General features: G+C 72.2%; 9 protein-coding genes and 1 tRNA gene. 2 read left to right on the forward strand and 8 right to left on the reverse strand.

Annotated features, from left to right (window positions below; genetic code table 11):
- Positions 1–39 precede the first annotated feature (39 nt).
- From pknB to ACPC54_RS04320, 6 genes are all read right to left on the reverse strand, one after another.
- On the reverse strand, positions 40–2,136 hold the full coding sequence (pknB, locus tag ACPC54_RS04295; RefSeq protein ID WP_498961011.1) for a Stk1 family PASTA domain-containing Ser/Thr kinase: 2,097 nt from the start codon (positions 2,134–2,136) through the stop codon (positions 40–42).
- A gap of 260 nt (positions 2,137–2,396) precedes the next feature.
- Positions 2,397–3,848 carry a peptidoglycan D,D-transpeptidase FtsI family protein gene (locus ACPC54_RS04300; protein ID WP_498961013.1) on the reverse strand — a complete coding sequence of 484 codons (1,452 nt, stop codon included), beginning with the start codon at positions 3,846–3,848 and terminating at the stop codon, positions 2,397–2,399.
- Positions 3,845–5,221: an FtsW/RodA/SpoVE family cell cycle protein gene (locus ACPC54_RS04305; RefSeq protein ID WP_498961553.1), complete on the reverse strand. Its 1,377-nt coding sequence runs from the start codon at positions 5,219–5,221 to the stop codon at positions 3,845–3,847. Before ACPC54_RS04305 ends, ACPC54_RS04300 begins: the two co-directional genes overlap by 4 nt.
- 151 nt (positions 5,222–5,372) lie before the next feature.
- A complete protein-coding gene (locus tag ACPC54_RS04310; RefSeq protein WP_498961015.1) occupies positions 5,373–7,055 on the reverse strand; it encodes a PP2C family protein-serine/threonine phosphatase in 1,683 nt (560 codons plus the stop codon).
- 53 nt (positions 7,056–7,108) lie between these two features.
- A complete protein-coding gene (locus ACPC54_RS04315; protein ID WP_498961017.1) occupies positions 7,109–7,639 on the reverse strand; it encodes an FHA domain-containing protein FhaB/FipA in 531 nt (176 codons plus the stop codon).
- 46 nt (positions 7,640–7,685) lie between these two features.
- The gene (locus tag ACPC54_RS04320; RefSeq protein WP_498961019.1) at positions 7,686–8,564 is read right to left on the reverse strand and encodes an FHA domain-containing protein; all 879 of its coding nucleotides are present in this window, start codon (positions 8,562–8,564) and stop codon (positions 7,686–7,688) included.
- 419 nt (positions 8,565–8,983) lie between these two features.
- On the opposite strand from ACPC54_RS04320, the gene ACPC54_RS04325 reads away from it, so the two are divergent.
- Positions 8,984–9,067 (forward strand) — tRNA-Leu (locus tag ACPC54_RS04325).
- A 108-nt stretch (positions 9,068–9,175) separates the two neighbouring features.
- Here the strand turns inward: ACPC54_RS04325 and ACPC54_RS04330 are convergent.
- Positions 9,176–10,324 (reverse strand): sensor histidine kinase, encoded by a 1,149-nt coding sequence (locus tag ACPC54_RS04330; RefSeq protein ID WP_498961021.1) that lies wholly within the window; start codon positions 10,322–10,324, stop codon positions 9,176–9,178.
- Entirely contained in the window at positions 10,321–10,974 is a 654-nt protein-coding gene (locus tag ACPC54_RS04335) for a response regulator (protein ID WP_498961555.1), read from the reverse strand. The genes ACPC54_RS04330 and ACPC54_RS04335 overlap by 4 nt, the downstream gene beginning before the upstream one ends.
- A gap of 329 nt (positions 10,975–11,303) precedes the next feature.
- Here ACPC54_RS04335 and ACPC54_RS04340 point away from each other — a divergent pair, with 329 nt between their 5' ends.
- On the forward strand, positions 11,304–13,133 hold the full coding sequence (locus tag ACPC54_RS04340; RefSeq protein ID WP_498961023.1) for a phosphatidylglycerol lysyltransferase domain-containing protein: 1,830 nt from the start codon (positions 11,304–11,306) through the stop codon (positions 13,131–13,133).
- The last annotated feature ends 71 nt before the right edge of the window (positions 13,134–13,204 follow it).

Consider the following 13,204-nt stretch of genomic DNA (forward strand, 5'->3'; position numbering starts at 1 on the left):
CGGGCGTTCGACTCGCCTCAGAACCAGGGGAACAAGGGCTTAGTTGTTGGTTTTGCCGGGGGGTGTGAAGGGGTCCCCCCCTTTGGCCGGATCGGCCGGGCGGGTGACCAGCTGGACCTGGGAGTTCGGGTCCATCTGCGTGCCGGCCGGCGGGTTGCTCTGCACGACCACCGCGTTCGGGTCCTGCGGGCCGGCGACCACGGTGTACAGCAGGCCGACCTTGGCCAGCGCGGCGGCGGCGTCCGACAGCTTCTGGTTCTGCAGCGGCGGGACCTGGGGCTTGTCCGCGGCCTTGTAGATCGTCAGGCTGATCTTGGTGTTGGCCGGGGCCTTGGTGTTCGGCGCGACCGACTGCGAGGCGACGGTGTTGACCTTGGTCTGGTCGTTGGTCGTGGTGGTCTTCGACGCGTCCACCTGGAAGCCGAGGCCCTGCAGCTGGTTCGTCGCGTCGTCCTTCTGGGCGCCGACCACGTTCGGCACGGTCTGCTTGGCCTTGCCCTGAGAGACGGTCAGCTTGACCGGGGCGCTCGGGTCGGCGTTGGCGCCGGCCGCCGGGTCCTGGGCGGTGACGGTGTCCTGGGCGGCGGTGTCGTCGTCCTTGTACTCGGTGGTGACGTTGGTGAAGCCGAGGTCGCTCAGGGCCTTCGTGGCCTGGTCCTTGGGCTTTCCGGTCACCGTCGGCATCTGCAGCTTGGCCGGGCCGGAGGAGAGCTGCACCGTGATGGCGGCGTTCTCGGCGACCTGGGTGCTGGCCGCCGGGTTCTGGGTGCAGACCTGGTCCTTCTTGACGTTGGCGTCCGGGCAGGCGATCTTCTCGCCCTCGGTCACCGTCAGCTTGGACCCGGCCGCCGCGGCGGCGGTCTTGGCGTCCGCGAGGCTCTTGCCGACCAGGTTCGGCGCGGTCACCTTCGCGGCGTCCTTCTTGTCGCTGTTGCTGAACATCGCCTGGGCGACGAAGAAGGTGCCGACCAGGACGAGCACGGCGGCCACCGCCAGCACGATCCAGGAGGTGTTGCTCTTCTTCGGCTGGTCCGCGCCACGGCGGCCGGCGCGGCCCCCGTCGTCGTAGCCGTCGTTGCCGCCCGGGCCGCCCGCGTAGGTCTGGCCGTAGCCGTCGTCCTGGTAGCCGCCCTGCGCGGAGGCCTGCGGCAGCACGGTGGTCGGGCCGCCGCCGGGCTGCTGCGGCAGCACGTTGGTCTGGCCGTACGGGTCGTGCTGCTGCGGGTAGCCGTTCTGGTCGTAGCCGTAGCCGGCGCCCATGCCGTACGCGGCGGCCTGCTGGGCGGCGGCCACCGGGAGGCCGTCGAGGAAGCGCTCGATGTCGTCGCGCATCTCGTCGGCGCTCTGGTAGCGGTAGTCGCGGTCCTTGGCGAGCGCCTTGAGCACGATCGCGTCGACCTCGGGGCGCACCTCGGGGTCGAAGACGGACGGCGGCTGCGGCTCCTCCCGGACGTGCTGGTAGGCCACCGCGACCGGGGAGTCGCCGATGAACGGCGGGCGGACGGTCAGCAGCTCGTAGAGCAGGCAGCCGGTGGAGTAGAGGTCGGAGCGGGCGTCGACCTGGTCGCCGCGGGCCTGCTCGGGGGAGAGGTACTGGGCGGTGCCGATGACGGCCGAGGTCTGCGTCATGGTCATCCCGGTGTCGCCCATCGCGCGGGCGATGCCGAAGTCCATGACCTTGACGTTGCCCTGCCGGGTCAGCATCACGTTGGCCGGCTTGATGTCGCGGTGCACGATGCCGGCCCGGTGCGAGTACTCCAGGGCCTGCAGGATGCCGATGGTCATCTCCAGGGCCCGCTCCGGCAGCAGCCGGCGGCCGGAGTGCAGCAGCTCGCGCAGGGTCGACCCCTCGACGTACTCCATCACGATGTACGGGATGGAGATGCCGTCGATGTAGTCCTCGCCGGTGTCGTACACGGCGACGATCGCGGGGTGGTTGAGCGATGCCGCCGACTGCGCCTCGCGGCGGAAGCGGGCTTGGAACGACGGGTCACGGGCCATGTCGGCCCGGAGCGTCTTCACTGCGACGGAGCGGCCGAGTCGGGTGTCATGGGCGAGGTACACCTCGGCCATGCCGCCGCGCCCGAGGACGCCGCCGAGCTCGTACCTGCCGCCGAGGCGACGAGGCTCTTCCATAGTTCCGACCCTCTCCCTCACCCGCCGGTGAGGTTGTGACGTAGGTGTCCCCGCACGCTCTGGGTGACGCCGCGCGGCCCTCGGCCGGTTCTCCGGCCGGGCCGTGCGCCGCATCGCGGGCGGCAACGGGCACACCCGCTGCTGGCGGATACGCTACCGGTCGCACCACGTCCAACCGGAGTCGGCGGTCGGCCGATATCAGACCGGTATCCGGACGGAGGTGCCGATCGTGACATTCCCCTCACTCCCGACACCGGCGGTCACTTGCCGAGCGCGGACTGCATCACCGCCTTGGCGATCGGGGCGGCGAGCCGCCCGCCGCTGATGCCGTCGCGGTTGTCGGAGCCGTCCTCGACCACCACGGCGACCGCGACCGACTGGCCGTCCGCGGTCTTGGCCCAGGACACGAACCAGGCGAACGGCAGGCCCGCGTTGTTCTCGCCGTGCTGGGCGGTGCCGGTCTTGCCGCCGACCTGCAGGCCGGGGATCTGGGCGTTCTTGCCGGTGCCGTTCTGCACCACCGAGACCATCAGGTCCTGCATCTTCGACGCGGTGGCCGGGCTCATCGCCTGGGAGAACTGCTTCTCGGTGTGCTTGGAGATGGTGGTCAGCGAGGCGGAGCGCTCGGAGTCGACCAGGTAGGGCTGCATCAGGCTGCCGTTGTTGGCGATCGCGGCGGCGACCATCGCCATCTGCAGCGGGGTGGCCCGGGTGTCGTGCTGGCCGATCGAGTCCATCGCGGTGCCGTCCGCGCCGGCGCTGCTCGGGAAGATGCTCTTCTCGGCCCGGACCGGGGTGTCGACGGTGCTGTTGAAGCCGAACTTCTCGGCCTGCGCCCGCATCTTGTCCTTGCCCAGGTCAGCGCCGATCTTGGCGTAGACGGTGTTGCAGGACTGGTCCATGGCCCGCTTGAGCGTGGCGTTCTCGCACTTCTCGTCCGGGCTCTCGTTCTTCAGCTGGGTCTGGGTGCCCGGCAGGACGTACGGGTCCGGGGTCTCCGTGGCGTCGTCGACGTTCTGGAACACGCCGTTCTCGAACGCGGCGGTCGCGGTGACCAGCTTGAAGGTCGAACCGGGCGGATAGGTGTACTTCAGCGCCCGGTTGTCCATCGGCTTGTTGGGGTCGGCGTTGAGCGCCTTCCAGGCGTCGCCGTCCTCGTTGCCCGCGATGGTGCCCGGGTCGTAGGACGGGGTGGAGACCAGCGCCAGGATCGCGCCGGTCTTCGGGTCGAGCGCGACGACCGCGCCCTTCTTGCCGGCCATGCCGTCGTAGGCGGCCTTCTGGACCTTGGCGTTGATGGTCGTGACGACGTCGCCGCCGCGCTTCTGCTCGCCGGTCAGCATGTCCAGGGTGTTGCGGAAGAACAGCCGGTCGTCGGTGCCGGAGAGGATGCCGTCCTCCAGGTTCTCCAGCCCGTTGGCGCCGTAGGCCTGGGAGGAGTAGCCGGTCACCGGGGCCCACATCGGGCCGTCGACCCAGGAGCGCTTGTACTTGTAGCGCAGGCCGTTCACGAAGTCGGACTTCGTCACCGGCTGGCCGCTGACGATGATGTTGCCGCGCGGGTGGGCGTAGCGGTCGTAGATCGCGCGCTTGTTGTTCTTGTTGTTGGCCCAGGAGTCGGCCTGGACGCCCTGCACCCAGTTGCTGCGCACCATCAGGGCCAGGATCAGGACCAGGCAGAAGATCGAGACCCGGCGGATCGGCTTGTTCATCGGACGGGTCCTCCCTGGCCCTCGGTGACGGGGGCCGGTTCGGCCCCGGGGCGGCGGGCGCTGTCGCTGATCTTCAGCAGGATCGCGACCAGCGCCCAGTTGGCGACCACGGACGACCCGCCCTGGGCGAGGAACGGCATGGTCATACCGGTCAGCGGGATCAGCCCGGTGACCCCGCCGGCCACGACGAAGACCTGCAGGGCCATCGCCGAGGCCAGGCCGACCGCGAACAGCTTGCCGAACGGGTCGCGGGCGGCCAGCGCGGTGCGCAGCCCGCGCTGCACCAGCAGCCCGTACAGCAGGAAGATCGCCATCAGGCCGGTGAGTCCCAGCTCCTCGCCGAAGGAGCCCAGGATGAAGTCGCTCTTGGCGGCGAAGTTGATCAGCCAGGAGCGGCCCTGGCCGAGGCCGGAGCCGGTCACCCCGCCGGAGCCGAGGGCCATCAGCGACTGGCCGATCTGCTCGGTGGCGCCCTTCGGCGGGTGGGCGCCGAAGGCGGCCATCGGGTCGAGCCAGGCGTTGATGCGGATCTTCACGTGGCTGGTGGTCATCGCCACCGCGATCGCGCCGCCGACCGACATCAGCAGGCCGAACAGGATCCAGCTGGTCCGCTCGGTGGCGACGTACAGCATCACCACGAACAGGCCGAAGAACAGGAAGGACGTGCCGAGGTCGTTCTCGAAGACCAGGATCAGCAGGCTGAGCAGCCAGATCACCACGATCGGGCCGAGGTCGCGGCCGCGCGGCAGGTACAGGCCCATGAAGCGGCGGCTGGCCAGTGCCAGGGCGTCCCGCTTGACCATCAGGTAGCCGGCGAAGAAGACGGTCAGGACGATCTTCGCGAACTCGCCGGGCTGGATGGAGAACCCGCCCAGCCGGATCCAGATCTTGGCGCCGAAGTCCTCCGCCCGGGCCGGGAAGAAGGCCGGCGCGGCGAGCAGGACCAGCGCCCCCACCATCGAGATGTAGGTGTAGCGCTGCAGCACCCGGTGGTCCTTCAGGAAGACCATGACGGCGATGAACAGCGCCACCCCGAGGGCCGACCACATCAGCTGGTTCCGGGCCGCCGGCAGGTTGGCGCTGAGCAGCTTCCCGGCCTTGTCCAGCCGCCAGATCATCACCACGCCGAGCCCGTTCAGCAGGGTGGCGACGGGCAGCATCAGCGGGTCCGCGTACGGTGCGAAGCGGCGCACCAGCAGGTGCGCGACCAGCGCCAGCGCGCCCATGCCGAGCCCGTAGCCGAGCACGCCGGCGGGCAGCGCGGCGTCCATCGCGAGGCCGACGTTGGCGTACGCGAGCATCGGCAGCAGGACGGCGAAGACCAGCAGGGCCAGCTCCGTGTTGCGCCGGTTCGGCGTGCCCTGCGGGGAGATCGTCGTGGTGGTCCGGCGCCGGGGCGCGGCCCGGCCGGCCCCGGACCGGCGCCGGCCGGTGTCCCCGCTCAGGTGGTAGCTGCTCACGTGGTGACCGCTCCCTGACGGCCGGCGGGGGTGCTCCGCACACTCCCGGGTCGGTGCGCGGACGTCACGGCTTCGGACAGGCCTTGGCCCGGTTCAGGTCGTCGTCGCTCAGTTGCGGCTGCTGCTGCTGCGGCTGCGGCTGGGCCTCGGCCGGCGCACTGGTGGCCGGCGGGGCCGTGCTCGGCGCCGGGGTGCCCGTGGCGGAGGCGCCCGGGTTGGGGGCGGCCGAGGGGGTGCGGGACTTGTTCTCGCCGGACGGGGGCGTGGCGGTCACGAACGAGGCGTGGGCGGCCTGCGTCGCGGTGCCCTGTGCCGTCTGGGCGCCCGGGGTGGGCTGGCCCTGCGGGGTCTGGTTCGGGGCGGCCTGGCCCTGCGCCGGCAGCTTGGACGCCTTCTCGCAGAGCTGGACCCAGCCCTTGAGCTCCTGGACGGTGTTCCTGGCGTCGTCCAGGCTGCCGAAGGAGATGGTGTTGCTCACGTGGCTGCGCTGGTCCTGCGGCAGCCAGGAGAGCTTGATGTCGCCGTACGACTCGTGCACCGAGGACAGGTTCAGGCCGGCCAGGTTCTGGTTGATGCCCTGGTAGAGCGCGACGTGGTCGCCCTCCTCGCCGATGTAGTACTGGTCCTGGGTCCACTGGTAGCCGAAGTACCCGGCGCCGCCGAGCAGGCCGAGGGTGACCAGGACGGCCAGCGAGACGGTCAGGCCGCGGCGCTTGCGCTTCGGCGGGGGCTCCTCGTCGAACTCCTCGGTGCCGTACACCGACGGCTCGGCCGGGTCCTGCTCGCCGTACTCGCCCTCGTAGCCCGCGGCGGGCCCGAAGTCGCCCTGCGGGGCGCCGTAGCCGCCGTCGTAGCCCTCCGCGGGGCCGAAGGCGCCCTGCGGGCTGCGGCCGAGGCCGGCCGCGCGGCCGGCCGGGGTGTCGGCGATCGAGCGGTCGGTGGCGGCCGAGGAGGGCGGGGTGTCGGCCACCGCGCCGACCACCACCGGGACGTCGTTGAACTGGCCGCTCATGGTGTCGGTGGCGCCGACGTCGATGACGTCCGCGACGATGCAGGTGATGTTGTCCGGGCCGCCGCCGCGCAGCGCGAGCTGGATCAGCTCCTGCACGGTCTGCTCGGGCGAGTAGTAGCTGCCCAGGGTGTCCTGGAGGGTCTGGTGGCTGACCGGGCCGGACAGGCCGTCCGAGCAGATCAGGTAGCGGTCGCCGGCCCGGACCTCGCGGATCGACAGGTCGGGCTCGACCTGGCCGCGGCCGTCCAGGGCGCGCATCAGCAGCGAGCGCTGCGGGTGGGTCTCGGCCTCCTCGGGCGTGATCCGGCCCTCGTCGACCAGGCGCTGCACCCAGGTGTGGTCCTGGGTGATCTGCGCCAGCGAACCGTCGCGCAGCAGGTAGGCGCGGGAGTCGCCGACGTGCACCAGGCCCATCCGCTGGCCCGTCCACAGCATGGCGGTGAGCGTGCAGCCCATGCCCTCCAGCTGGGGGTCCTCCTCGACCATCTGCCGGAGGCGGTCGTTGGCGCCCTGGACGGCGTCGCCCAGCAGGGTCAGCAGGTCGGCGCCCGGCACGTCCTCGTCCAGGCGGACGATCGAGCCGAGCACCTCGGAGGACGCGACCTCGCCGGCCGCGGCGCCGCCCATGCCGTCGGCCACGGCCAGCAGCCGCGGCCCGGCGTAGCCGGAGTCCTCGTTCCCCTCCCGGATCAGTCCCTTGTGGGAGCCGGCGGCGAAGCGCAGCACCAGGGTCATGCGACCTGTGCCCCCCTCTGGGTCATGGACGGGATGCTTGCCCTCATGCGCTACTACTTCCGCAGTTCGATGACGGTCCTGCCGATACGGATCGGCGTGCCCGGCTGGAGCGGGGTCGGCGCGGTCAGGCGCTGCCGGTCCAGATAGGTGCCGTTGGTGGAGCCTAGATCCTCGACCGTCCACTGCCCAGTCTGATCCTGGTAGATCCTGGCATGCCGGGAGGACGCGTAGTCGTCGTCCAGCACGATGGTGGAGTCGTGCGCGCGGCCGAGCGTGATGGTCTGGCCCTGCAGCGCGACGGTGGTGCCGGCCAGCGAACCGGCGACCACGACCAGCTGGGTGGGGCCGCCGCGGCGTCGGCCGCCGCCCTGCGGCTGGCCGCCGGCCGGGGGCTGGGGGCCGCGCGCGGGCGCGGGGGCGGCGGCTGGTGCGGGCGTGCCGGTGTCCCGGCCGCGGCGGGCGGGCCTGGGGTTCACCTTGGTGCCGAAGAGGTCGCTGCGGATCACCTGGATCGCGACGATCACGAACAGCCACAGCACGGCCAGGAAGCCCAGCCGCATGACCGTGAGGGTCAGCTCTGACATGGCCGTCCCGTCAGTCCGGGAGCGAGGCGCGCGAACAACTCGGACACTACCCTTCGACCTGCCGGTAGACGATGGTGGTGGAACCCACGACGATGCGGGAGCCGTCGCGGAGCGTAGCGCGCTGGGTGTGCTGTCCGTCCACCACGATGCCGTTGGTGGAACCCAGGTCGAGCACCATCGAAGGGGTGCCGGGGCGGATCTCGGCGTGCTTGCGGGAGACCCCGGGGTCGTCGATCCGCACGTCCGCCTCGGTCGAGCGGCCGAGCACGCAGGCCGAGCCGGAGATCTGGTGCCGGGCGCCGTTCACCTCGATCCAGCGGCGGACGGAGGTGCCGTGGCCGGCGCCGGGGAAGGCCCGGACGTTGCCGCCCGCGGGCGGCGCCGGCGGCGTCGGCGGGGCCGGGGGCATCGCGGGGGGCGCGGCGGGCGGCGGGGGCGTGCCGTACTGGCCGGCGCCCTGCTGCTGCCACGGTGCGCCGGGGGCCGGGGCGGCCGGCGGGCGGTCGTAGCCGGGCTGCGGCGCCTGCGGCGGGGCGTACTGCTGGGGCTCCTCGGCGGCGAGGGTGCGGCTGCGCACCCGGTACAGGCCGGTGTCGAGGTCGTCGGCCTTCTCCAGGTTCACCTGGAGCGGGCCCATGAAGGAGTACCGCTGGGCCTCCGCGTACTCGCGGACCATCCCGGCCAGCTCGGTGCCGAGCTGCCCGGAGTACGGGCTGAGCCGCTCGTGGTCGTGCGGGCTGAGCTCGACGATGAAGTCGTTCGGCACGACGGTGCGGTCGCGGTTCCAGATGCTCGCGTTGTTGTCGCACTCGCGCTGCAGCGCCCCGGCGATCTCCACGGGCTGGACCTCGGATTTGAACACCTTGGCGAAGGTGCCGTTGACGAGACCCTCCAGCCGCTGCTCGAACTTCTTCAGCATCCCCATGGGGCACCCCCTTCCAGGGTCCGTGCGCCTGCCTGCCGACCGGCTCCCGCGGGGGATCCGGTCACGCCTACTTGCGGTACTTCCGTACTGATCGTATCCACGCCGGGCCCTTCCGTACGGTTCCCGGACCGTGTGGTGCCCGGGGGTGGGCTCGGACACACAGGGTGACGCATGTCCGGCCCGGCACGCCAGGTGTGCCCGCCGGAGCGGGCGCCCACCCTTCGCGCGCGCGTTCGTCGTGCATCCGTTCGGGTGCGGTCCGTTCCGCCGGAATACGGATTCGGAGTCGGCCCCCGGGCCGTGCTACTGTTTTCCACGTCGGAAGGGCCGCCCGGAAGGGGAGCCGGACCGGGGAAACGCGAAGGCCACATGGTACCGAGCGGATCCGCGGATCGGTCGGTAATGAAGACAACACCCATGCGCGGGTGGCGGAATAGGCAGACGCGCTGGATTCAGGTTCCAGTGCCCGAAAGGGCGTGGGGGTTCAACTCCCCCCTCGCGCACAGCGAAGCCCCGCAGATCTTCGGATCTGCGGGGCTTTTTTGTCGTCCCGCCCCGCCCTTTCCCGCCCTTCGCGGCCCGGCTCCGCCGGGCCTTTTCCGGGCGGTGGGTCAGGAGCTGGTGGCCGGGAGTTCGGCGCGGACCTCGAAGCCGCCGTCCTGGGTCGGGCCGGCGGTGAGGGTGCCGCCCAGCAGCTGGGCGCGCTCGCGCAGGCCGACCAGGCCGTGGCCGCCGCCCGGCAGGGTCTCGGCGGGGTGCACCGGGGGCGCCTCGTTGCGGACCTCGACCCGCAGCCGGCGGCCCTTCGCCCGCACCTTCACGTGCACCACCGCCTCCGGGGCGTACTTGGTGATGTTGGTGAGCGCCTCCTGGACGGTCCGGTAGGCGGCCCGCTCGACCGCCTCCGGCCACGGGCGGTCGCCGGGGTTCAGCTCGGCGTCGGCGGCCAGCCCGCTCTCCTCGATCAGCCGGGGCAGGTCGGCCAGCCGGGGCTGCGGGGCGAGCGGGGCGTCCTGGAGCGGGCCGCCGGTGCCGCGCAGCACCCCGACCATCTGGCGCAGCTCGTCGAGGGTGCGCACGGACAGCTCGCGGATGGTGCGGGCGGTGGAGGCGGCCGCCGGGTCGGCGGTACTGACCTGCAGCGCGCCGGCCTGGATGCTGATCAGGCTGACCTGGTGCGAGACCACGTCGTGCATCTCGCGGGCGAGCCGGCCGCGCTCGCTGATCAGCACCCGCTCGGCGAGCAGCCGGCTCTCCCGCTCCTGGCCGCGGGTCAGCTCGTCCAGCCGGGCGGCCAGCTCGCGGCGGGTGCGGGAGAGCAGGCCGGTGGCGGCCGGGCCGGCGGCCAGCATGACGGCCTGGATGGCGTCCAGCGCGGCGGCGCGGCTCAGGTCGAAGAGCTGGTCGGGCAGCGGCCAGTGGAAGTACTCGACCGCGGTGAAGAGGGCGCCGCAGGGGAACAGCACCCGGGGGCTGGGCCGTTCGCCGGCCACCGTGTAGACGGCGGTGATCGGGGCCAGCCAGATGTCCTCCACCCAGCTGCCGGGCATGGTGAGCAGCAGCACGGTGACCGGGAAGCGGCGCCGGAACAGCAGGGCGACGGCCGCCAGGGTGGAGAGCGCGAGCTGCCACCAGGTGGCGTCCCGGGCCACCAGGGCGGCGTCCAGCAGGGAGTACAGGACCGGCAGCGTCAGCATCAGCCAGGTCGAGGTGCACCAGGCCGGAAGCCGGCGGGAGGGGAGCTGGTCCGCGGCCGTCATGCCCCGTCGCCGGGCTTCGGCCGGACCAGTCCGGCCCGGTGCGCGAGCACGGCCGCCTGGACCCGGTTGGCGGCGCCCAGCTTGCCGAGGATCGCGCTGATGTGGTCCTTGACCGTCCCGGTGCCGAGGAAGAGCCGGTCGGCGATCTCGGCGTTGGACAGGCCCTCGCCGAGCAGCGCCAGCACGTCCAGCTCCCGGCCGGTGAGGGTGCGGGCCAGCGCGGTGGCCTCGGCGTCCGGGCCGCCGCCGTCCACGTAGCCGCCGATCACGGTGCGGGTGACGGTCGGGGACAGGATGTTGCCGCCGGCCGCGAGCACCCGGACGGCGTGCACCAGCTGCTCGGGGGCGGTGTCCTTCAGCAGGAAGCCGGAGGCGCCGGCACGCAGGGCGGTGCCGATGTACTCGTCGGTGTCGAAGGTGGTCAGCATCGCCACCGCGGGCGGGTCGGGCAGGGCGCGCACCCGGCGCAGCACCGAGATGCCGTCGAGGTCCGGCATCCGGATGTCGAGCAGCACCACGTGCGGGCGCAGCCGCTGGACGTGCTCCTCGGCCTGGCCGCCGGAGCAGTCGCCGACCACTTCGAGGTCGGGGGCGGAGCCCACGATCAGGCCGAGGCCGGAGCGGACCAGGATCTCGTCGTCGACGATCAGCACGCGCGTGGTGGTGATGGTGCCTCCTCGGTTCGGGCGGCCGGCCGGGGCGGTCCGCGTGGGTCGTTCCGAGGGTAGGGGTAGCGGGGGTGGTGCGCCGAACGCGTGGCGGGGTGCCACCCCCGCCGTTCGGCGGGGGTGGGAATCCGCTACCCGGTTCACGTAATTCTCAGGTTCGGTGCGGAACCATGGAATTGGCTGCCTTTCGTCGGCCTGCTCCCCGTGGGCGGTCTGCGCGGGCGGCCGGTCAGACCGCCGGGCCCGTGCGGGCGCCCGGAGCCGGGCCGTGTGCGGATGCGCCCCACCACCTGATCGTTTGGAATTGAGCTGTGTCGTCCACTGTGAAGTCGGAGCCGTCCGCGCCGCCCCAGGAGCCCCGGCAGCGCGGTGCACTCGACCGCTGGAGCCCGCGGGCCGCGTCGGCCTGCGTCTGGTACCTCCGGCTGCTGGCGCTTCTGAACATCGCGACGGTGCTGCTGGCGCCGTTCCGCGAGCAGGTCAGCGAGCACAACGAGGGTGAGTACTTCACCCCGTACCTGATGACCTCCGGCCTGGCCAGCGCCGTCCTGTCGATCTTCCTCGCGGTCGCGATGCGGCGCCGCAAGCGGGCCGCGTGGATCTTCAACGCGGCGCTCGGCGGCCTGTTCGCGGTGCTGTACCTGCTCGCCATGGTGGTGCCCGGGGAGCGGTTCAACCACCACCCGCTCAACTACATCTCGACGGTGCTGACCTGCCTGTTCGTGCTGTCGCTGTGGATCGGGCGCAAGGAGTTCACCTCCAAGGGCGACCGCTCCAACCCGAAGACCGCGGCGGCCACCTTCGTCGGCGGGCTGGCGTTCGGCGGCGGCGTCGGCGCGCTGCTGGTCTGGGCGACGAACGAGCTGGGCGGCGCGGGCTTCTGGGACCTCTTCCGGTACTCGGTCGGCCGGATGATCACCATCACGCCGAGCCAGCACCTGCGCTCGGTGATCTCCGCGCCGACCTGGGTGGACGCGGCGATCAACGCGATGGGCGCGGTGCTCTTCCTGCTGGTGCTGTACGTGGCGTTCCGCAGCCCGCGCGGCAAGGAGCTGCTGACCGCCGAGGACGAGGGGAAGCTGCGGGCGCTGCTGGACAAGCAGGGCGACCGGGACTCGCTCGGCTACTTCGCGCTGCGCCGGGACAAGGCGGTGATCTTCTCCCCCAGCGGCAAGGCCGCGGTCACCTACCGGGTGATCGGCGGGGTGTCGCTCGCCTCGGGCGACCCGATCGGCGACCCGGAGGCCTGGCCGGGCGCGATCGACGCCTGGCTGTCCGAGGCCCGCGAGCACGCCTGGGCGCCGGCCGTGATGGGGGCCTCCGAGGAGGCCGGGGTGATCTACGCCCGGCACGGGCTGGACGCGCTGGAGCTGGGCGACGAGGCGATCGTCGAGCTGGACGAGTTCTCGCTGGACGGCCGGGCGATGCGGGTGGTCCGCCAGGCGTACAACCGGGTCAAGCGGGCCGGGTACACGGTGCGGATCCGCCGCCACGAGGACATCTCCGAGGCGGAGATGGAGCAGCTGGTGGCGAAGGCCGACGAGTGGCGCGACGGGGCGACCGAACGCGGCTTCTCGATGGCGCTGGGCCGGCTCGGCGACCCGGGCGACGGCCGCTGCGTGATGCTGGAGTGCCACGACGGCGACGGTGAGCTGAAGGCGCTGCTGAGCTTCGTCCCGTGGGGCCCGGACGGGCTCTCGCTGGACCTGATGCGCCGGGCCCGGGACACCGAGAACGGCCTGATGGAATTCATGGTCATCGAAATGCTGCAGGGCGCCGACGCGGTGGGGCTGAAGCGGGTGTCGCTGAACTTCGCGATGTTCCGCTCGGTCTTCGAGCGCGGTTCGCGGCTCGGCGCCGGGCCGGTGCTGCGGCTGTGGCGCTCGATCCTGGGCTTCTTCTCGCGCTGGTGGCAGATCGAGTCGCTGTACCGCGCGAACGCCAAGTACCGGCCGATCTGGGAACCGCGCTACCTGCTGTTCGAGAAGAGCAGCGAGATCCCGCGGATCGGCATCGCGAGCGCGCGGGCCGAGGGCTTCATCGTCGCGCCGAGCCTGCCCGCCCTGTTCCGTCGCCGGCACGCGGGGGCCGCCGTGGTGGCGCCCCGGGTCCCGGTGGCGGCACGGGACGGGAAGGGGTAGCCCTCCGCCGGGGGGCGGAGGGGGCCTCGGGAGGCGTGCGGGGGCCCGGGGGACCGGCCGGAGGGGGGCAT

The sequence above is a fragment of the Kitasatospora sp. NPDC094028 genome (assembly GCF_049543595.1).
GTDB lineage: Bacteria > Actinomycetota > Actinomycetes > Streptomycetales > Streptomycetaceae > Kitasatospora.

Coding starts and splice junctions, on each gene's coding strand:
- ACPC54_RS04330 (WP_498961021.1), bottom strand. CDS start 10,324: ATGACGGCCGCGGACCAGCTCCCCTCCCGCCGGCTTCCGGCCTGGTGC.
- ACPC54_RS04315 (WP_498961017.1), bottom strand. CDS start 7,639: ATGTCAGAGCTGACCCTCACGGTCATGCGGCTGGGCTTCCTGGCCGTG.
- ACPC54_RS04310 (WP_498961015.1), bottom strand. CDS start 7,055: ATGACCCTGGTGCTGCGCTTCGCCGCCGGCTCCCACAAGGGACTGATC.
- ACPC54_RS04320 (WP_498961019.1), bottom strand. CDS start 8,564: ATGGGGATGCTGAAGAAGTTCGAGCAGCGGCTGGAGGGTCTCGTCAAC.
- ACPC54_RS04300 (WP_498961013.1), bottom strand. CDS start 3,848: ATGAACAAGCCGATCCGCCGGGTCTCGATCTTCTGCCTGGTCCTGATC.
- pknB (WP_498961011.1), bottom strand. CDS start 2,136: ATGGAAGAGCCTCGTCGCCTCGGCGGCAGGTACGAGCTCGGCGGCGTC.